The sequence below is a fragment of the Stenotrophomonas sp. 22DLJC03 genome, assembly GCF_056861405.1.
The window spans coordinates 49,926-68,525 of record NZ_JBSPUG010000006.1 but is presented as its reverse complement, the minus strand read 5'-3'; the positions used below and the strand labels follow the sequence as shown (position 1 = coordinate 68,525).

At 66.8% G+C, this 18,600-nt stretch carries 18 protein-coding genes and 1 riboswitch; of the genes, 7 read left to right on the top strand and 11 right to left on the bottom strand.

Annotated elements, in window-relative coordinates; translation table 11 throughout:
• Positions 1-172: 172 nt before the first annotated feature.
• Positions 173-1,021: an XOO1806 family protein gene (locus tag AC13GA_RS18135; RefSeq protein ID WP_046987070.1), complete on the bottom strand. Its 849-nt coding sequence runs from the start codon at positions 1,019-1,021 to the stop codon at positions 173-175.
• A 116-nt stretch (positions 1,022-1,137) separates the two neighbouring features.
• On the bottom strand, positions 1,138-2,031 hold the full coding sequence (gene hslO, locus AC13GA_RS18130; protein ID WP_046987069.1) for an Hsp33 family molecular chaperone HslO: 894 nt from the start codon (positions 2,029-2,031) through the stop codon (positions 1,138-1,140).
• Between the two features lie 77 nt (positions 2,032-2,108).
• On the opposite strand from hslO, the gene mtgA reads away from it, so the two are divergent.
• From mtgA to AC13GA_RS18115, 3 genes are read left to right on the top strand one after another with little or no spacing between them, the layout of a single operon-like run.
• Entirely contained in the window at positions 2,109-2,858 is a 750-nt protein-coding gene (mtgA, locus tag AC13GA_RS18125) for a monofunctional biosynthetic peptidoglycan transglycosylase (protein ID WP_136639089.1), read from the top strand.
• Positions 2,859-2,914: 56 nt separating this feature from the next.
• Positions 2,915-3,934, top strand: a complete 1,020-nt coding sequence (locus AC13GA_RS18120) for a glycosyltransferase family 2 protein (RefSeq protein WP_046985057.1) — start codon at positions 2,915-2,917, stop codon at positions 3,932-3,934.
• Positions 3,894-4,325, top strand: coding sequence for a CBS domain-containing protein (locus tag AC13GA_RS18115; protein ID WP_046985058.1), 432 nt, complete (start codon positions 3,894-3,896; stop codon positions 4,323-4,325). Before AC13GA_RS18120 ends, AC13GA_RS18115 begins: the two co-directional genes overlap by 41 nt.
• Positions 4,326-4,579: 254 nt before the next feature.
• On the opposite strand, the gene AC13GA_RS18110 is transcribed toward AC13GA_RS18115, so the two are convergent.
• From AC13GA_RS18110 to AC13GA_RS18095, 4 genes are all read right to left on the bottom strand, one after another.
• Positions 4,580-6,553: an AsmA family protein gene (locus tag AC13GA_RS18110; protein WP_482998704.1), complete on the bottom strand. Its 1,974-nt coding sequence runs from the start codon at positions 6,551-6,553 to the stop codon at positions 4,580-4,582.
• Positions 6,554-6,634: 81 nt separating this feature from the next.
• Positions 6,635-7,273: a PAQR family membrane homeostasis protein TrhA gene (gene trhA / locus AC13GA_RS18105; RefSeq protein ID WP_032972214.1), complete on the bottom strand. Its 639-nt coding sequence runs from the start codon at positions 7,271-7,273 to the stop codon at positions 6,635-6,637.
• A gap of 191 nt (positions 7,274-7,464) precedes the next feature.
• Positions 7,465-9,069: a peptide chain release factor 3 gene (locus AC13GA_RS18100; protein WP_482998703.1), complete on the bottom strand. Its 1,605-nt coding sequence runs from the start codon at positions 9,067-9,069 to the stop codon at positions 7,465-7,467.
• A gap of 66 nt (positions 9,070-9,135) precedes the next feature.
• Complete coding sequence (locus AC13GA_RS18095) at positions 9,136-10,029, bottom strand: M23 family metallopeptidase (protein WP_482998702.1); 894 nt, start codon at positions 10,027-10,029, stop codon at positions 9,136-9,138.
• A 149-nt stretch (positions 10,030-10,178) separates the two neighbouring features.
• A riboswitch (SAM riboswitch) is annotated at positions 10,179-10,297 on the top strand.
• Between the two features lie 77 nt (positions 10,298-10,374).
• On the opposite strand from AC13GA_RS18095, the gene metX reads away from it, so the two are divergent.
• The 3 genes from metX to AC13GA_RS18080 are packed head-to-tail and all read left to right on the top strand — an operon-like array spanning position 10,375 to position 13,702.
• On the top strand, positions 10,375-11,406 hold the full coding sequence (gene metX, locus AC13GA_RS18090; RefSeq protein ID WP_482998701.1) for a homoserine O-succinyltransferase MetX: 1,032 nt from the start codon (positions 10,375-10,377) through the stop codon (positions 11,404-11,406).
• Positions 11,403-12,638 (top strand): O-succinylhomoserine (thiol)-lyase, encoded by a 1,236-nt coding sequence (locus AC13GA_RS18085; RefSeq protein WP_136639086.1) that lies wholly within the window; start codon positions 11,403-11,405, stop codon positions 12,636-12,638. Before metX ends, AC13GA_RS18085 begins: the two co-directional genes overlap by 4 nt.
• Positions 12,635-13,702, top strand: a complete 1,068-nt coding sequence (locus tag AC13GA_RS18080; protein WP_046985063.1) for a homoserine dehydrogenase family protein — start codon at positions 12,635-12,637, stop codon at positions 13,700-13,702. The genes AC13GA_RS18085 and AC13GA_RS18080 overlap by 4 nt, the downstream gene beginning before the upstream one ends.
• Positions 13,703-13,792: 90 nt before the next feature.
• Here the strand turns inward: AC13GA_RS18080 and AC13GA_RS18075 are convergent, their stop codons facing one another.
• Together AC13GA_RS18075 and AC13GA_RS18070 are read right to left on the bottom strand one after the other, a co-directional pair.
• Positions 13,793-14,788 carry an alpha/beta fold hydrolase gene (locus tag AC13GA_RS18075; protein ID WP_482998700.1) on the bottom strand — a complete coding sequence of 332 codons (996 nt, stop codon included), beginning with the start codon at positions 14,786-14,788 and terminating at the stop codon, positions 13,793-13,795.
• A 186-nt stretch (positions 14,789-14,974) separates the two neighbouring features.
• Positions 14,975-16,357, bottom strand: coding sequence for an L-serine ammonia-lyase (locus AC13GA_RS18070; RefSeq protein ID WP_046985065.1), 1,383 nt, complete (start codon positions 16,355-16,357; stop codon positions 14,975-14,977).
• A 100-nt stretch (positions 16,358-16,457) separates the two neighbouring features.
• Between AC13GA_RS18070 and AC13GA_RS18065 the strand changes: the two genes are divergently transcribed.
• Positions 16,458-16,688 carry a glutaredoxin family protein gene (locus AC13GA_RS18065; protein ID WP_136639085.1) on the top strand — a complete coding sequence of 77 codons (231 nt, stop codon included), beginning with the start codon at positions 16,458-16,460 and terminating at the stop codon, positions 16,686-16,688.
• Between the two features lie 59 nt (positions 16,689-16,747).
• On the opposite strand, the gene AC13GA_RS18060 is transcribed toward AC13GA_RS18065, so the two are convergent.
• The 3 genes from AC13GA_RS18060 to AC13GA_RS18050 are packed head-to-tail and all read right to left on the bottom strand — an operon-like array spanning position 16,748 to position 18,539.
• The gene (locus tag AC13GA_RS18060; protein WP_046985067.1) at positions 16,748-17,320 is read right to left on the bottom strand and encodes a YceI family protein; all 573 of its coding nucleotides are present in this window, start codon (positions 17,318-17,320) and stop codon (positions 16,748-16,750) included.
• A gap of 3 nt (positions 17,321-17,323) precedes the next feature.
• A complete protein-coding gene (locus tag AC13GA_RS18055) occupies positions 17,324-17,896 on the bottom strand; it encodes a cytochrome b (RefSeq protein ID WP_295556176.1) in 573 nt (190 codons plus the stop codon).
• 10 nt (positions 17,897-17,906) lie between these two features.
• Positions 17,907-18,539, bottom strand: a complete 633-nt coding sequence (locus AC13GA_RS18050; protein ID WP_046985068.1) for a YceI family protein — start codon at positions 18,537-18,539, stop codon at positions 17,907-17,909.
• Positions 18,540-18,600: the final 61 nt, after the last annotated feature.

Sequence of the window (18,600 nt, the reverse complement as noted above, 5' to 3'; positions counted from 1 at the left end):
TAACGCAGAATGACGAAAAAAGTCTCTTTTGATATGTGTCGATACGTATCAATATGTTTTCCGCAGTATCTCTGCCGCGGCGGAATTTCCTTCAGAAGATTCCAGGCGCGCACATACAACGGGCGCCTTTCGGCGCCCGGGAGAAAGTCACTGCGGTATCCGCGTAGCGGGATCAGAGATCCTGTTCGTAACGCACGTACGGCACGGTGCCGTCGTCGTTGCTCTCGTTGCGGGGCGAGAACGGATTCTTGCCGCGGCTGATCACATTCTCGGCGCCGACGGTGAGCTGGCCAGACCACGGGGTGCGCCAGGTCAGGCCGATACCAAGGCCTTCCCACTTGCCGGGCTTGCCCGGTACGTCGATGACGCGGCCGATGATGCTGCCGGTAAAGTTGCCATAGCCGGCGCCGATGCTCAGGCTTTTGCTGTCCCAGCGGTCGACGAGGGCCGGTGAGGCATCGGCCAATGGCACCAGCCGCGCCTTGGCGTAGGTACCGGCGATGGAGACGAACCCCTCGCGGCCGATGTTCTTCTGCGCGAATACGGTCAGGTCGTTCTGCTCGGCGCGCAGCGAAGGCGTCTTGTTCGGTCCTGACAGCCAGGCGGGCAGGGTTTCACGGCCGGTGCCGGCGGTGATGCCCAGTCGGCTGTTGCCACGGTTCAGCGCTGCGGTGCCGGTGAAGCGACGGCTGTTGAGGTCATCGTCATCGCCGAGGCTGGCCAGCATGCAGTGGCTGGCGAGACCGCTCATGCTGGTTCCGCTGCTGTTGCTGCAGAGCAGGCCCAGCGAGTCGCCGGACGACAGCCCGAAGGCGGCATCCAGCGAGTTGCGGCCGAAGTGCCAGCGCGCGCCGGCGGCCTGTTCGCCGGTCGGTTCAAGGTACAGCAGGGCCTCGACCTTGCCGCTGCCCTTGTTCCACACCGGTAGAACGGTGCGGGTGTCCTTGCTCTGCGCATGCACGCCCGTGATCGCGCCAAGGGCGATCAGCAGGGCTAGCGGTAGACGCAGGAAGGTACGCATCGGACCAGTTCAGACAGGGACGGACAACGGAAGTTCCCGCGAATACGGGAACTTGATCCTAGGGTGTTTATGAATTCTTAACAAGCCTTGATCCCCCCAGATGCAAGACAAGCCGTTTACTGAAGCCGTTCAGGCGCCGGTACAGTCCCCTCGGCACCGTGGAACAGTATGCCGAACTCCGTCAACGGAAAGTGATACTCCCGCCCGCAGAATTCGCAACGGACCTCGACCGCGCCACTGGCTTCGGCGGCAGCACGGGCCTCGTCCTCGCCCAGCGACTGCAGCATCGAGGCCACCCGGTCACGGGAGCAGGAACAGGCGAAGGACAGCGGCTTTTCGCCCAGCAGCGCCGGCTGCTCCTCGTGGAACAGCCGGTGCAGCAGCTGCTCGGCCGGGGTGGCCAGCAGTTCGGCCTTGCCCAGGGTCTCGAACAGGGCGCTGGCGCGTGCCCAGCCATCCTCGTCGCCCTCGTCACCGGGCAGCTTCTGCAGCAGCAGGCCGGCGGCGCCGTCGCGGTCGGCGACCAGCAGCAGGCGGGTCGGCAGCTGTTCGGACTGGCGGAAGTAGTCCTCGAAGGCCTCGTCCAGTTCCGGCGCGGTCAGCCCGACCAGGCTCTGGTAGCGCTGCGGCTCGCGCGGGTCCAGTCCCGGGTTTTCAATGGTGATGGCGAGCAGGGCGTCATCGCCGAGGCTGGACAGGTCGCGCGGCGCGTCGGCGCCCTCGCTGAGCTGGGCGATGCCACGCAGTGTGCCGGCCGCCGTGCATTCGGCGAACAGGGTGCGCAGCGCAGTGCTGCTACGCAGCTGGATCGACAGGCGGCCATCGATCTTGGTGTGGCCGGTGAACAGTGCCGAGGCCACGCAGGCCTCGCCGAGCAGCTCGGCGGCGGTATCCGGGTACTGGGCGTGGGACAGGATCTCCTGCCAGGTCGCCTGCAGGCGCACATGGACGCCGCGGACGCCGGCGTCGGGCAGCAGGAAGCGGATCAGGGAATCGGGGTTGGCGGTCATCGGCTCACATCGCGCGTAAACAGGGGCGGTTGCCGGATAATGTGCCGACAACCAGACAGAAGAAGGATGCACCAGTAATGGGGGCAGCGGGAGAGCAGCACAAGGTAGAAGCGGTTGCGGTTCCGCCACGCCGTCGTCGCTGGCACTGGAAGCGCCTGCTGTGGCTGCCGGTGCTGCTGGCTGCCTTCAGTTGCCTGCAGGTGCTGGTGCTGCGCTTCATCGACCCGCCACTGTCCACGGTCATGCTGTGGCGCTATGGCGAGGCGCTGGGCGAGGGTGACTGGTCCTATCGCCTGCACTACCAATGGCGGGATATGGAGCAGATGGCGCCGAGCCTGCCGATTTCGCTGGTGGCGGCCGAGGACCAGCGCTTTCCCGAGCACAGTGGCTTCGATCTGCAGGCCATCGAGAAGGCCCGTGACCACAATGCCAAGGGCGGGCGCCTGCGCGGTGCCAGTACGATCAGCCAGCAGGTGGCCAAGAACCTGTTCCTGTGGCAGGGCCGCAGCTGGATCCGCAAGGGCCTGGAGGTCTGGTACACGGTGCTGATCGAGGCGCTCTGGCCGAAGGAGCGGATCCTGGAGATGTACGCCAACATCGCCGAGTTCGGTGATGGCGTGTACGGCGCGCAGGCGGCAGCGCAGAAATTCTGGGGCAAGGATGCAGCGCGGCTGAGCCCCGCCGAGAGTGCGCGGTTGGCGGCGGTACTGCCGGCGCCGCGACGCTACAACGCAGCGGCGCCGGGGCCGTATGTGCAGCGGCGCGCGGCGTGGATCCAGCGCCAGGCGCGTCAGTTGGGTGGAGCGTCATACCTTTCGGAGGATTGAGGCGCCCGCGGGCGGATTGGCAGGCCGGGCGCCTGCTGCCAACGTACAATCCAGGCATGACACGTGAACGCCTTACTTTCGTCATCGCCGCCTACAACGAAGCCCAGGCCCTGCCTTGCCTGCATCCGCGCTTGTGTGCGGTGCTGGACGCAATGCCCGACATCGACGGCCACATCCTGTACGTGGACGATGGCAGCCACGATGGCACCTGGGAGGTGATCGCGGGCTTGGCACAGGCCGATGGGCGCGTGTCGGCGTTGAAGCTGTCGCGCAACTTCGGCAAGGAAGCGGCACTGACTGCGGGCCTGGACCTGGTGCGCGAAGGTGCGGCGATGATTCTCGATGCTGATGGACAGGATCCGCCGGAACTGGTGCCGCAGTTTGTTGAGCGCTGGCGCGAAGGCTACGACAACATCTATGGCACACGCTTGGTGCGTGATGGCGAGAACTGGATCAAACGCGCCACAGCTGCGATGTTCTACCGGGTGATCGGCCGCCTCTCGCGCACACCGATCCCCGCCGATACCGGTGATTTCCGCCTGCTCTCGGCGCGCGCGCTGAGTGCACTACGCGAAATGCGTGAGCGCCATCGCTTCATGAAAGGCCTTTTCAGCTGGGTCGGATTCAAGCGGATCGCCGTGCCCTATCACCGCCATGCGCGCGTGGCCGGATCCAGCAAGTTCAGCCTGTGGCGGCTGTGGAATTTCGCGCTGGAGGGCATCACCGGGTTCTCGACCGTTCCGCTGCGGGCGGCAACCTATATGGGCCTGGTGACGGCGGCGGTGGCCTTCGTGTTCGGCGTCTGGGTGATTGCCAAGGCGGCCCTGTACGGCGACCGGGTTGCCGGTTGGCCGACGATGATGGCGGTGATCCTGTTCCTGGGCGGCGTGCAGCTGATCGCACTCGGGCTGATCGGGGAGTACCTGGGGCGGCTGTACGAGGAGTCCAAGCAGCGGCCGTTGTACCTGGTTGACGCCTGGCTAGCATCCGCCGTGGCAGACTCGGCCCTGCAACCCACCCTCGGAGGGCAGGCGGATGACGACGGTACGGCAACTGTTGGACGGCAAGTCTCCTGAAGTACATGCGGTCACGCCCGATGCGGCGGTGATCGATGCGATCCGGTTGATGGCGGAGAAGGGCATCGGTGCGGTGCTGGTGATGGACGGGCCGCGGCTGGTCGGCATCCTGTCCGAGCGCGATTACGCGCGCAAGATCGTGCTGCGCGATCGTTCGTCGCGCGATACAGCGGTGGCCGAGATCATGACGGCCAAGGTGGTGACGGTGTCACCGGGCGAGCAGGTGGAGCACTGCCTGCAGCTGGTGACCGATTACCGCATCCGCCACCTGCCGGTGGTGGAGGGTGCGCAGGTACTGGGGGTGATCTCCATCGGCGACCTGGTGAAGTCGGTGATCGATGCGCAGCGCAGGGAGCTGGATCAGCTGCAGCAGTACATCGTGGCGGGGTGAGTTGTTCGCTGGCGGGCCTGCGGCCCGCCGGCCCGCTTTTTGAAGCCAAAGCCAGAGCTGAGAGCAGCGCCTTCCTGATACATCTGAAGGCGGAGGGTGCGGCTGGGCAGGACACGCCGTAAACCCATTCATGGGGGCTCGATCGGCGCATGGATGCGCCGACCGAGCCTACAGGGACGTATTTACGGCGTGTCCTGCCTGTCGCCTTGCTCCGGCTCTACGCGCGGAAAAACGAGGCGCCGCGAACAACGCTTCTACTTCGCATACTGCCCCCCGCAGTCGGCGTCCTTCCCCGGCCCCAGTTCGATGGTCGCCAGCAACGCCGCTGGTGGCGCGATGCTGCCCAGCGCCAGGGCCACCGCGCCACGAATCCCCAACGCCTTGAAGTCCGGGCGGAATGACGGGTCCTTGAACGTGCCACTGATGTGCAGCGGCGAGCGCAGCACCAGGATGCTCTTGTCCTTCGGGCGCGGCTTCAACAGCAGATCCAGGCTCTCGTCGCGCAGGCTGACTGTGCCTTCGCCGATGAGAATGGTGTCGGTGGTGTCCACCGCCAGCGCCTGGCTGGTCATCAGTCCGTTGCGTACGCCGAAGTCGGCGAAGGCGCAGCGCAGCGGGATCTGCTTGTCGCCGGTCACCAGGAACTTCAGCGACTCGGTGATGTCCAGGCCGGCCAGTTCCATCACCAGGTTGCCGACATGGCCGCGCCCCATCGCCAGCCCGACCTTGCCGCTGCTGCTACCCAGCATTGCAGCGATCGAATTGCCGTGGCCGCTCAGGTCCACGTTACCGCCGATGCCGCCCTTGGCCTGCTCGGCCAGCTTGGCATCAGGGAACAGCTGGCCCAGCTGTACGCCGCGCACGCTGGCCTTGAGCGCGGTGGCGATCTGCGGCTGGCGTGCGTCCATGCGGATGGTGCTGCGGATATCGCCGCCGGCCACGCCTAAGTTCAGCGGGTCCAGCCGCAGCACGCCATCATCCAGCAACAGGTGCGCATCCATGTCATCCAGCGGCAGTGACGGTGCATTGATGCGGTGGGCCTTCCAGCGGACGTCGGCATCCATCGCGCGCAGCTTGCCCAGGTTGTACGGAGTATCCGGCAGCACCCGCGCGCTGGCCGCAACGCGTGCGGCCTCGGCCTTCTGCTGCGCGTTCGCGGTTTCACCGCCGCCGGTCTTCGGTGGCGCACCGACGAAACCGGCCAGGTCGTCGAAGTCCAGGCGCTTGGATTCCAGTGTGGCGGTCAATCGCGGTCGTGCGCCGCCCACCTCGAACTGCAGGTTGCCGCCGAGGTCGCTGTCGCCGACCTTGCCGGTGAACTGCTCATAGCGCCAGACGTTGTGATCGCGTTTGAGACGACCGTCCAGGGCATAGGGTGGCGATGGTGGAATGGCGATACCCAGCAGTGGATAGAGATCAGCCAGGTCCTCGCCGCTGAGCGCAAACTGCAGGTCGAATACGCGCAGCTGGAAGGGATTGGTCAGCGTACCGGTGGCCACCGCATGGGTGGCGCCGGCGCGGCCATCGAGGTGGATGCGGAACGGATGATCGCTGTCGGTCAGCTGCAGTGGAGACTCGGTGCCGCCACGCAGGGTGAATGGATTGCCCCGCCAGCGACCCTTGCCCTGCACCAGCAGCGGTGGTGCGGCGTCGGCCTGCTTCGGCTGGCCGCTGCGCACATCCACACGGATGTCGGTGCGGCCCAGAGCGTCGAGGAACTGCAGGCGCCCGTCATCGATGCGCAGGCGCTTGAGCTGCGGGCTGGTCCCGCCGGAGCGGTCCCCGAGGAAATCCCAGTTGCCTGGTTCATCCTTGCGCGGGGCGGTTTCCAGCAGTACATCCGGCCGGGTCAGGCGCACCTCGGGCAGTTGCACGCTGCCGCGCAGCAGGGGCCACACCCGCACATCGATCTCGATGCGGTCGGCCGTGGCCATCTCCGGCTGCTTCGACCAGCTTGCATTGGCGAAGGTGATCGCATCGGCGCGGATCGTGCTTGTGCGGCCGAGGTCGACATCCAGGTGGCCGATGTGCAGCACACGGCCGGTGCGCGCCTGCACGGCGCGCTCGACCGGGCCCTTGAACCAGTTCCAGTCCCACAGCGCGATCAGCAGCAGGATCGCGGCCAGCACGAAGACCAGCACGGCCAACCAGCGCTGGCCGCGGGGGCCTGGGCGGCGGAAACGCCAGCGGGATGCGCGTGGCGCGGCAGGGGAGGGGGCAGCATTCACGCTGCCATGGTTGCCCCCTGATCGTGGAGGGGGCGCGAAGCGTCCATGTGCGTGGTGTGCACAAGCCGCGCGCGTGTGCGCTTACAGCACCTGCATGGTGACTGCGACGAAGTGGCAGACGCTGCCGCCGATCACGAACAGGTGCCAGATCGCGTGCGAATAGGGGATCGACTCGCGGTGGTAGAAATAAGTGCCCAGCGTGTACGACAGGCCGCCACCGAACAGCCAGGCCAGGGTGCCGCCATCGATGGAGGCCCACATCGGCTTGATCGCCACCACCACCAACCAGCCCATGGCGATATAGATCACGGTTGAGAGCACCTTGAAACGGCCGGTGTAGAACAGTTTGAAAACCACGCCGCCCAGCGCCAGCGCCCAGATCGCGGTGAACAGGCCCCAGCCCCAGGGGCCGCGCAGGCCGATCAGGGTGAATGGCGTATAGGTGCCGGCGATCAGCACGTAGATCGCGCAATGGTCGAAGACCTTCAGGCGGCCCTTGGCAACCGGATGCTGGATGGCGTGGTACAGCGTGGAGGCGGTATACAGCAGCAACAGGGCGATACCGAACACGATCGCACTGGCCAGCTGCCAGCCGTCACCGTAGATCGCGGCCAGGGTGATCAACACCGCACTGGCGGCCAGGGCGAATACCGCGCCCAACCCGTGGGTCAAGGCGCTGGCGATTTCTTCACGGATCGAAGCAATGGACGTCGTGGACATGGGCATGGGCATCGGTCGCGGGGAGGGGGACCCGCGTCCCCCTATCATCGCCGCGATGGCCGGCGCGTGCACGCCCGTCACCGTATGGTCAGTGAATCCCTGTGTTGGAATCCCTGTGTTGCGTGGATGAACCGCCCGCGACTGCCGGGGTCAGAGCCCTTTCCTGGCGGAAAGGGATCCGACCCCACGGCTCAGCCTACCGAAACGGTATGCGCCGCTTCACGGGTGGCCGAGAAGCGCACGTCGGGCGAGCGTTCCTGGGCCAGCTGCAGGTTGACCCGGGTTGGTGCCAGGTAGACCAGATGGCCGGCTGCATCCAGTGCCAGGTTCAACGCGTTCTTCTCGCGGAACTCTTCCAGCTTCTTTTCGTTGCTGCAGTGGACCCAGCGTGCGGTGCTGACGCTGACCTGCTCGAAGGTGGCTTCCACGCCATATTCGTCCTTCAGGCGGTAGGCGGCCACGTCGAACTGCAGCACACCCACCGCACCCAGGATCAGGTCGTTGCTGGTCAACGGGCGGAAGAACTGGGTGGCGCCTTCCTCGGACAGCTGGGCCAGGCCCTTCTGCAGCTGCTTGAGCTTGAGCGGATCGCGCAGGCGGGCGCGACGGAACAGTTCAGGGGCGAAGTTGGGGATGCCGGTGAAGGTGACCGCTTCGCCTTCGGTGAAGGTGTCGCCGATCGAGATGGTGCCGTGGTTGTGGATGCCGATCACATCGCCCGGCCACGCCTCGGCGGCGATCTCGCGGTCGCTGGCCATGAAGGTCAGCGCGTTGGCCAGCTTCATGTCCTTGCCGGTGCGCACGTGGAAGGTCTTCATGCCGGCGCTGAAACGGCCCGAGCAGATGCGCATGAACGCCACGCGGTCACGGTGCTGCGGGTCCATGTTGGCCTGGATCTTGAACACGAAGCCGGTCAGCTTGTTCTCTTCCGGGGCGATCACCCGGCCGGTGGTGGTGCGCGCCTGCGGCGGTGGTGCATGCTCGACGAAGAAGTCCAGCAGCGGCTGCACGCCGAAGTTGTTCACGCCCGAGCCGAAAAACACCGGGGTCTGCTTGCCGGCACGGTAAGCGTCGAGGTCGAACGGATGGCTGGCGCCCTGCACCAGGTCAAGCTCGTCGCGCAGCTCGGCCAGCATCTGTGTACCGATCTTCTCGGCCAGGCCGGGCGCATCGATGGACGGGAAGATGGTCGAGTCCTGGCGGGTGAAGTTGCGGCCCGGTTCGTACAGATGCACCTCGCCGGTCAGCAGGTGCACCACGCCCTTCAGGCGCTGGCCCATGCCGATCGGCCAGGTCACCGGTGCGCACTGGATGCCGAGTACGGTCTCTACTTCATCCAGCAGCTCGATCGGGTCCTTGCCCTCGCGGTCGAGCTTGTTGATGAAGGTCATGATCGGGGTGTCGCGCAGGCGGCACACTTCCATCAGCTTGATGGTGCGCTCTTCCACGCCCTTGGCCACGTCGATCACCATCAGCGCCGAGTCCACCGCGGTCAGCACGCGGTAGGTGTCCTCGCCGAAGTCGGCGTGGCCGGGGGTGTCGAGCAGGTTGACGATCTTGCCTTCATACGGGAACTGCATCACCGAGGAGGTGACGGAGATGCCGCGCTCTTTCTCCAGTGCCATCCAGTCGGAGGTGGCATGGCGGGCGGCCTTGCGGCCCTTGACCGAACCGGCCATCTGGATCGCGCCTCCGAACAGCAGCAGCTTTTCGGTCAGCGTGGTCTTGCCGGCGTCAGGATGGGAAATGATGGCGAAGGTGCGGCGACGCGACGCTTCGTTGGCGACTTCGGACATGGCAGTGGCGCCCGCCCGGGGCGCTTTTCAAAGAGATAAGCGCCCGATTATACCGGCCGGGGCCGGTCAGCGCCCGGTGCCGCCGTCGGCCTCGCCCTCGCGGGCGAACTGCAGCTGGCCCTGCTCGGCGAAGATCCGCGCCGGCACCGAGCGCAGGCCCATGCCGCGGTTGACCTGCACCACGAAGTGCAGGTGCGGGGCGCTGCTGTAGCCGCTGTTGCCCGACAGGCCGATCGGTTGCCCGGCCTGCACTGCCTGGCCGCGACGCACACGCATGCCACCGGCCTGCAGGTGGCCGTACAGCGCCATGCTGCCGTCGCTGTGCAGCACGCGGATGAAGTTGGCACGTGCACCATCGCGTTCGCGGTCCTGGCCGTTGCCCTGGAAGCCGTCCTGGATCTGCATCACCGTGCCCTCGCGCGCGGCCAGCACCAATGTTGCCTCGGGCAGTGCGAAGTCGACCGCGTCGCGGTTTTCCTCGTCATCGTGGCTGAAACGGCCCTGTGGTGCCTGGTCCACGCGCGGGCGGGCGTCATCGAAGGGCAGGCGATAGGCCACGTCCTCGGCCTGTGCGGCCGGGTTGCCCGGCACCGACTGCAGGCGCAGGTCCAGTATGCGGCCGTTGACCGGCGCGGGCAGTTGGCCGACCACCAGGCTGCTGTCGCCCTGGATAAGCGACTGTACCGGCAGGCCCTCGACAGGGTGTCCGGGCGCGGCGCGCAGCTCGACCTGTAGTGGCCCGGCCAGGGCGTTGTCGATCCGGGCTTGCCACTGCTGGCCGATCGGCTGCAGGCGCAGCTGGGCCATCGGCGCGCCGCTCTGGGCGGTCTCGCCACGGGGGGGCGGAGCGGCCGGGGCGGGCTTGGGCACCAGTCCCCAACCCTGGCGCCAGTCGCCGGCGCTTGCCGTCGCGCTCGCCAGCAGGGACAACAACAGGCAGGTCAGGGGCAGGCGCGGCATCAACGGTTCCAGCGGGTAGGGGCCGCCGGAACTGTAGCCGATCCTGAACGGGACGACCGCGACCGCCTTCGCACAGCTGGGCTGAAAACATTTATCGCTTTATCCGCATGAAGGGATTGACAGTCCCGAAAGAGGCTGGCATCGTAGCTCCACCATCGAGACCGGCAGAGGGACAGGCCCTTTGAAGCCGGGGCAGCCCGCAGGCGCGCAAGCGACTGCGTAGGTGCCAAATCCTGCGGGGACCGTGGCGTCCACCGAAAGATGGTTCGAACCATGCACCGCAGGTGCATCTCGAACGCGGGCCCTGCGAAGGCTCGATGGCCGATTCCCCAACCGGATCCCGCCATGAGCTTCGCCGCCAGTACCGCCATTCGCCCCGAACCCTTTGTCCCCGTCAGCGTGCCGGTTGAAGACCGCGTGCATGCCGAGCGCGGTGAGTTCGCCGCGGTGCTGTCGATGCGTCACGCCGGCCCCAGCCCGGTGCGCCTGCGCTACGAGTGGGTCGGCCCGGCCAACGCGCCGGTGGTGGTGCTGGCAGGCGGCATTTCCGCCCATCGCCACGTGGCGTCCAATGCACAGTTCAGCGAGAAGGGCTGGGCCGAAGATCTGGTCGGCAGCGGGCGCGCGCTGGATCCGCAGCAGCTGCGTGTACTGGCCTTCGATTTCATCGGTGCCGACGGCGCGCTGGACGTGCCGATCGATACCGCCGACCAGGCTGATGCACTGGCGCTGCTGCTGGACCATCTCGGCATCCGTGCGCTGAAGGCGTTCGTCGGCTATTCCTATGGCGCGCTGGTCGGCCAGCAGTTCGCGATCCGTCATCGTGCCCGTGTGCGCCAACTGGTGCTGGCCAGCGGCGCACATCGCCCGCATCCCTATGCCGCCGCCTGGCGCGCACTGCAGCGTCGTGCGGTTGCCCTTGGCCAGCTGCAGTGCGGTGAAGACCACGGCCTGGCCTTGGCGCGGCAGTTCGCCATGCTCAGCTACCGCACGCCGGAAGAATTCGGCGAGCGCTTCGACGCAGCACCGGAAGTGATCAATGGCCGCGTGCGTGTTGCCGCCGAGGACTATCTCGATGCCGCTGGTGCGCAGTACGTCGCGCGCACGCCGGTGACCGCCTACCTGCGCCTGTCCGAATCGATCGACCTGCATCGCGTCGACCCCACCGCGATTCTGCTGCCGACCGTGGTGGTGGCCGTGGAGGGCGACCGCCTGGTGCCGCTTGCCGACCTGGTCGGCCTGGTCGAAGGACTGGGCCCACGCGGCAGCCTGCGCGTATTGCGCTCGCCCTATGGCCACGACGCCTTCCTCAAAGAAACCGATCGCATCGACGCGATCCTCGCCACCGCCTTCCGCACTTCTGGAGAGTCCGCATGAGCCTGCACGCAAACGAGCCGTCCTGTAGTCGCACCACTGCCGCCGTCCGTGCGGGCATCGATCGGGATACTGCGCATGGCGCGGTCACGCCGCCGATCGTGCTGTCATCGAATTTCAGCTTTGAAGGTTTCGGCAACAAGCGCCAGTACGACTACACGCGCAGTGGCAACCCGACCCGCGACCTGCTGGGTGAAGCGCTTGCGGAACTGGAGGGCGGCGCAGGTGGCGTCATCACTGCCACCGGCATGGGCGCGATCAACCTGGTGTTGAACGCGCTGCTGCAGCCGGGCGATACCCTGGTGGTGCCGCACGATGCGTACGGTGGCAGCTGGCGCCTGTTCAATGCGCTGGCGAAGAAGGGCCACTTCGAACTGGTCACCGCTGACCTGACCGATCCGCGCGCGCTGGCGCAGGCGTTGGCCACCCAGCCGAAGCTGGTGCTGGTGGAAACGCCGTCCAACCCGCTGCTGCGCATCACCGACCTGCGCTTCGTCATCGAGGCGGCACACAAGGCTGGTGCGCTGGTAGTGGTCGACAACACCTTCCTGTCGCCGGCGCTGCAACAACCGCTGTCGTTCGGCGCGGACCTGGTGCTGCATTCGACCACCAAGTACATCAACGGCCACAGTGACGTGGTCGGCGGTGCGGTGATCGCGCGTGATCCGGCACTGCATGAGCAGCTGGTGTGGTGGGGCAATGCGCTGGGCCTGACCGGTTCGCCGTTCGACGCCTTCCTGACCCTGCGCGGCCTGCGCACGCTGGATGCGCGCCTGCGCGTGCACCAGGAGAACACCGCCTCGATCGTGGCCCTGCTGGATCAGCATCCGGCGGTCGGCGCGGTCTACTACCCGGGCCTGGCAGATCATCCGGGCCATGCCATCGCCGCGCGCCAGCAGAGTGGTTTCGGCGCGATGCTGTCGTTCGAACTGGCAGACTGTGCCGGTGACGATCCGCATGCCGCTGTGCGCGCGTTCGTCGATGGCCTGCGTTGCTTCACCCTGGCCGAATCGCTGGGTGGCGTCGAAAGCCTGATCGCGCATCCGGCGACGATGACCCATGCAGCGATGACCGCCGAAGCGCGCGCGGCCGCCGGCATCAGCGAAGGCCTGCTGCGCCTGTCGGTCGGCATCGAGGCCGAGCGTGACCTGCTGGCGGATCTCGGCGCAGCACTGCGGCGCGCCGAAGCGGTGATTGATGCGGCTGCACGCCGCAAACAGGTGGTGGATGCATGAGCGCACTCGCCGCTGACATTCCTGCGCTGGGCGCGGGGCGCCTGGCGCTGCTCGGCACTGGCACGGTTGGTTCGGCCTTCGTGCAGCGCTACCAGGCATTGCAGGCGCGCGGGCTTGAGCTGCCCAGTGTGCAGTGGCTGGCCAATTCGCGCACCGCGCTGGCGATCGACCGTGATCTGGCGCTGCCGCTGGAACTGGCGCGGCGTGCGCCGCGTGATGGCCAGAGCTCGCCGCCATGGGCCAGTGCCGAAGGGCTGGAGCGTGGCGACGTGGTGGTCGATGCCACCGCCAGTGAAGACGTCGCCGCGCGCCACGTGCAGTGGTTGGCGCGCGGTGTGCACGTGGTGACTGCCAACAAGCTGGGCCGTGGCGCGCAGCTGGCACGCGCACAGGCCATTGCCGATAGCTGTGCCGACAGCGGTGCGCGCTACGGCGACAGCGCCACGGTGGGCGCGGGCCTGCCGTTGCTCAGCAGCCTGCGCGCGCTGGTGGCCGGTGGTGACCACATCCATGCCATCGAGGGCGTGCTGTCCGGTTCGCTGGCTTGGCTGTTCCATCGCTATGACGGCCAAGCGCCGTTCTCGGCGGCGGTGCGCGAAGCGCTGGCGGCGGGCTACACCGAACCCGACCCCCGCCTGGATCTGTCCGGCGAGGATGTGCGCCGCAAGCTGCTGATCCTGGCCCGCAGCAGCGGGCTGGCGCTGGATGCTTCGCAGGTGCAGGTGGATTCGCTGGTACCCGAAACACTGGCAGCGCTGCCGCTGGAGGATGCGGTGGCTGCGCTGGAACAGCTGGATGCGCCGCTGCAGGCGCGCTGGCAGCAGGCACGCGACAACGGACGCGTGCTGCGGTTTGTCGGCCGGGTTGACGGCAATGGTGCCCAGGTGGGCCTGCGCGAGCTGCCGGCCGATCATCCGCTGGCACAGGGCGCGGGCACCGACAACCGGGTAGCGATCCACAGCGATCGCTATCAGCGCCAGCCGTTGTTGATCCAGGGACCGGGCGCGGGCGCGGAAGTCACCGCGGCCGCGCTGCTGGATGACGTGCTGCGGATCGTGGGTTGACGTCCCTGCTGCTGCGCTCGCCGGGCATGGCCCGGCGCTACCAACCCCGCTCGCAGGTAGCGCCGGGCCATGCCCGGCGGACCCGCAATCTCAACGCGACTTCAACGCATTCAACAACGCCGCATTGAACTGCTTCGGGTCCTGGACCTGCGGTGAATGCCCAAGCTCGGAGAACTCGACCAGCGTCGCGCCCGGAATCGCCTCGGCCGCCGCCTTGCCCAGCACCGGATAGTTGCCCAGCGTCGCCTTCAGTTCCGGCGGCGCCAGGTCACGGCCGATCGCCGTGCGGTCCTTCTGGCCGATGAACAGCGTGGTCGGCACCTGCAGGTTCTTCAGCTCGTAGACCACCGGCTGGTTGAACACCATGTCCGAGGCCAGGGCCTGGCTCCACGCGACGGCCTGCCTGCCCGGGCCTTCGTACATGCCCGACTGCATCCTCGCCCAGGTTTCATAGGCCGGCTTCCATTGGCCGTCGTAGTACACGTCCAGCTGGTAGCGGCGGATACTGTCGTAACTGGTTTTCAGTTCGCCGGCGTACCACGTATCCACGCTGCGCCATGGCACGCCCAGCGCCTTCCAGTCTTCCAGTCCGATCGGGTTGACCAGTGACAGACTGCGCAGGTCCTGCGGGTACATCAGCGCATAGCGCACCGCCAGCATGCCGCCCATCGAATGGCCGACCAGATGCACCGGCATGTCCTCCAGTTGCAACTGCTGCAGCAGCGCATGGGTGTTGGCCGCCAGCTGCGCGAACGAGTACTGGTAGCGCTCGGGCTTGCTGGACTTGCAGAAGCCCACCTGGTCGGGAGCGATGACCCGGTAACCGGCGTTCAGCAGCGGCGCGATGGTCTGCTGCCAGGTGGCTGCGCAGAAATTCTTGCCGTGCAGCAGTACCACCACGCCGATGGCGCGGCGCTTGGGCAGGACATCCAGATAGGCCATCTCCACGGGCTGCCGCTGTGATTCCAGTGCGAACGTCTTGACTGGATAGCCGTAGTCGAAGCCCTCCAGCCGCGGACCATAGGTCGGTGCGGCAGCGACGGATAGCGGCAGGCAGGCAAGCAGTGCGGCGGCGGTTACGCGCATGGGGCAATCCGGGGCGAGGGAGCCCCGAGCCTAACCGGAACGCGGTGACGGTGTCGTCCGGCGGGGCAGATTCGACCGGGTAGAGTCGACTGTTAGTCAACTGTTAGTCGACTGCCTTCCCGACAACCAGCGAAAAGCCCGCGCTGCGCGCGATAGTCGACCAACGGTCGACTCTACCCCGGGCGTTCAGCACTCGATGACGTTCACCGCCAGGCCACCGCGGCTGGTTTCCTTGTACTTGTCCTGCATGTCGCGGCCGGTATCGCGCATGGTCTTGATCACCTTGTCCAGCGACACCTTGTGCTTGCCGTCGCCACGCATCGCCATGCGCGAGGCATTGATCGCCTTCACCGCACCCATCGCGTTGCGCTCGATGCAGGGGATCTGCACCAGTCCACCGATCGGGTCGCAGGTCAGGCCCAGGTTGTGTTCCATGCCGATTTCCGCGGCGTTCTCGATCTGGCTGGGGTTGCCACCCAGTGCGGCAACCAGACCGCCCGCTGCCATCGAACAGGCCACGCCCACTTCGCCCTGGCAGCCCACTTCGGCGCCGGAGATCGAGGCGTTTTCCTTGTACAGGATGCCGATCGCCGCCGAGGTAAGCAGGAAGTCGAACACGCGCTGCTCGTTCGCACCCGGGCAGAAACGGTCGAAGTAATGCAGCACGGCGGGCAGCACGCCGGCCGCACCGTTGGTCGGCGCGGTCACCACGCGGCCACCGGCGGCGTTCTCTTCGTTCACCGCCAGCGCGTACAGATTGACCCAGTCCAGCGTGGTCAGCGGATCGCGCATTGCCGCTTCCGGCTTCGACGACAGCTCGCGGTACAGCGCTGGTGCACGACGGCCCACCTTCAGGCCGCCCGGCAGCACGCCTTCTTCACGGATCCCGCGGCTCACGCACGACTGCATCGCGCTCCAGATCTCGCGCAGGTTGGCGCGGATCTCGTCTTCGCTGCGCCAGCACTTCTCGTTCTCGAACATCAGCTGGGCGATGCTCAGGCCACTGCGCGCGGTCTGCGCCAGCAGCTCGTCGCCGCTCTTGAACGGGTAGGGCAGCGGGGTTTCGTCGGGCACGATGCGGTCATCGGCCGCGTCGTCCTGGTTGACCACGAAGCCACCACCGACGGAGTAGTAATCGCGGGTGGCGATCACTTCGTCCTCGGCGTTGTACGCGGTGAAGCGCATGCCGTTGGTGTGGTACGGCAGCTTCTGGCGCTTGTTCATGCCGAGGTCGCGCTTCTCGTCGAAGGCGATCTCGTGCTGGCCCATCAGCTGGATGCGCTTGCTGCTGCGGATGCGCTCCAGGGTGGCCGGAATGATGTCCGGGTCGATCAGGTTTGGCCGCTGCCCTTCCAGGCCCAGCAGGATCGCCTTGTCGGTGCCATGGCCGCGGCCGGTCAGCGCCAGCGAGCCGTAGACATCGGCACGGATGCGCGCGACCTCGTGCAGGCGGCCCGGATCGAGCAGCCAACGGTGGATGAATCGCTCGGCGGCCTTCATCGGCCCGACGGTGTGCGAGGAGCTCGGGCCAATGCCGATCTTGAAAACGTCGAACGTGCTGACAGCCATGGTTGCCGTACTGCGGGTACCGGAAGAGACCGCTATTCTAGCGGTTCACGCCGCACTTCCATGGCTGCGGCGCAGCATTTCCGCCAAGGAGACCCATCCGGTGTTGACTCTGTTCCAGCGTGACGACTGCCACCTGTGCGACATGGCACTGGCCGAGCTGGCCAAGGCCAGGGCGCCGGAGTTCGAATCGGTGTTCCTGGATGACCAGCCGGCGCTGGAAGCGCGCTACGGCGCGCGGGTGCCTGTGCTGCGCGACGAGCGCGGCGGGCGCGAGCTGGACTGGCCATTCGATGCGGCCACGGTTCAGGCTTGGCTGGCTGTCGATCGGTAGTGCCGGCCAGCGGCCGGCACTACCGGAGATGATGGCCGGGGCGGTGCCCCGGCCGTTACTCATTTCGCGTCGAACTTCACGATCGTGCTGATCGCGGTTTCGTCCGGAATGGTCTTGGTGTCGGCCCAGTCGCCGCCGCCAACGCCGAAGTCGAGGCGCTTGACCGTGGCCTTGCCGGTCAGCACCGGCTGGGTGCCCGGCTTCCAGGTGAAGGTGAGGGTGACCGGCTTGCTGACGCCGCGCAGTTCCAGCGTGCCGTCGGCAGCGAACTGGTCGTTGCCCACCGCACGGAAACCCTTGGCGGTGTAGCGCGCAGTGGCGAACTTGCCGACGTTGAAGAAGTCCGCGGTCTGCAGGGTCGAGTCGCGATCACTGTTGCCACTCTTGGCGCCGGCCAGCGGGATCACCACGTCCAGCGAACCAGCGGCCGGATTGGCCGGGTCGAAGCTGAGCTTGGTGGCGAAGCCCGGGAAACTGCCGGTGAACACTTCACCGTCGTACTTGGTGGCGAACACCAGGATCGAGCCGGTGCCAGGCGCCTGCGCGTAGTCGGCGGCGAGCGCCGGGGCGGTGGCCAGCATGCCGGCCAGGGCGGCGGCCACGGCGGCCGGAGTGGTCAGTTTCAGGTTCATCGATCAGTCCTTGTGAGGGGAGGCGAGCCAGCCGCGCGGCAACATGCGGGACAACGTTGCATCGCGCTGGAACAGGTGGTGGTAGAAGGCAGCACCGGCATGGGCCAGCACCACCGCGATCAACAGCCAGAAGCCGTATTCGTGGATGGCATGGGACACCGCCACGACCTGCGGGTCCGGGCCGCTGAGTTTCGGCACATCAACCAGGCCGAACCAGCGGAAGGGGCGCAGGCCACTGGCCGAGTCGTACAGCCAGCCCGACAGCGGGATGGCGAACATCAGCACGTAGAGCAGCACGTGGGTGGCGCTGGCGATGCGTTCCTGCCAGCTGGGCACGCCCGGCACCGGCTTGGGCGCACCGGCATACACGCGCCAGCCGAGGCGGAAGAGCACCAGCGCCAGCACGGTGATGCCGATCGACTTGTGCGCGGTGTAGACCCAGAAATACTTGGGGGTCTTGGGCAGTTCGCCCATGGTCAGGCCGACCACGCCCAGGGCGAGGATCAGCAATGCGATCAACCAATGCAGGATCTGGCTGACACTCCCCCAGGCGGCGGGGGTGTTCTTGGCGGTCATGAAGGGTCCTCTAGCGGGCCGTCTTGGGATCGGAGTGCGGAACGGGAGCGGGAGTTCCCGGGGCGTCGCTGCGGTCGAGGGTGGCTTCAGCCTCGATCCTCAGCTGTACTGCATCACCGATGACGCCCGGCCAGGCGGTGATGCCGAACGCACGCCGGCTCAGTGTGGTGCTGGCGGAAAAACCGGCGGTGCGTCGGAACGGGGGTAGCGGGTAGCGCTTGATGGCGTTGAGGGTCACGTCCAGCGTGACCTCCTGGCTGACCCCGCGCAGGGTCAGGGTGCCGATCACGTGGGCACGCCTGGCATCGATCGGTTCAACCCGGGTGGAGACGAAGCGCGCGCTCGGGAAGCGCTCGCCATCGAGCAGGCTGCGGGCCAGCGTGGCCTGGTTCCACTTGGCATCGCCAAGGTCCAATCGCGACACGGGGACTTCGACGTCGAGCGTAGCCTCGCGCCAGTTGTCGGGATCGAACTGCAGGCGGCCCTCACTGCCGGAGACCGTCCCCATCGCCTGCGAGTAGCCGGCATGGTCGATGGCGAACAGTACCCGCGTATGTACTGGGTCGAGGCGATAGGTGTCTGCGTCCGCCCAAGCGGGCGCTGTGGCGAGCATCATCGGCAGCAGGGCCAGGCAGGGACGCATCGATGGCGGGTTCCGGAAGGGGGTACGCTGCGATCATACGCATAGCCCCCTGCCAACGTTG

Coding starts and splice junctions, on each gene's coding strand:
- AC13GA_RS18135 (WP_046987070.1), bottom strand. CDS start 1,021: ATGCGTACCTTCCTGCGTCTACCGCTAGCCCTGCTGATCGCCCTTGGC.
- hslO (WP_046987069.1), bottom strand. CDS start 2,031: ATGACCGCCAACCCCGATTCCCTGATCCGCTTCCTGCTGCCCGACGCC.
- mtgA (WP_136639089.1), top strand. CDS start 2,109: ATGGGGGCAGCGGGAGAGCAGCACAAGGTAGAAGCGGTTGCGGTTCCG.
- AC13GA_RS18120 (WP_046985057.1), top strand. CDS start 2,915: ATGACACGTGAACGCCTTACTTTCGTCATCGCCGCCTACAACGAAGCC.
- AC13GA_RS18115 (WP_046985058.1), top strand. CDS start 3,894: ATGACGACGGTACGGCAACTGTTGGACGGCAAGTCTCCTGAAGTACAT.
- trhA (WP_032972214.1), bottom strand. CDS start 7,273: ATGTCCACGACGTCCATTGCTTCGATCCGTGAAGAAATCGCCAGCGCC.
- AC13GA_RS18100 (WP_482998703.1), bottom strand. CDS start 9,069: ATGTCCGAAGTCGCCAACGAAGCGTCGCGTCGCCGCACCTTCGCCATC.
- AC13GA_RS18095 (WP_482998702.1), bottom strand. CDS start 10,029: ATGCCGCGCCTGCCCCTGACCTGCCTGTTGTTGTCCCTGCTGGCGAGC.
- metX (WP_482998701.1), top strand. CDS start 10,375: ATGAGCTTCGCCGCCAGTACCGCCATTCGCCCCGAACCCTTTGTCCCC.
- AC13GA_RS18085 (WP_136639086.1), top strand. CDS start 11,403: ATGAGCCTGCACGCAAACGAGCCGTCCTGTAGTCGCACCACTGCCGCC.
- AC13GA_RS18080 (WP_046985063.1), top strand. CDS start 12,635: ATGAGCGCACTCGCCGCTGACATTCCTGCGCTGGGCGCGGGGCGCCTG.
- AC13GA_RS18075 (WP_482998700.1), bottom strand. CDS start 14,788: ATGCGCGTAACCGCCGCCGCACTGCTTGCCTGCCTGCCGCTATCCGTC.
- AC13GA_RS18070 (WP_046985065.1), bottom strand. CDS start 16,357: ATGGCTGTCAGCACGTTCGACGTTTTCAAGATCGGCATTGGCCCGAGC.
- AC13GA_RS18060 (WP_046985067.1), bottom strand. CDS start 17,320: ATGAACCTGAAACTGACCACTCCGGCCGCCGTGGCCGCCGCCCTGGCC.
- AC13GA_RS18055 (WP_295556176.1), bottom strand. CDS start 17,896: ATGACCGCCAAGAACACCCCCGCCGCCTGGGGGAGTGTCAGCCAGATC.
- AC13GA_RS18050 (WP_046985068.1), bottom strand. CDS start 18,539: ATGCGTCCCTGCCTGGCCCTGCTGCCGATGATGCTCGCCACAGCGCCC.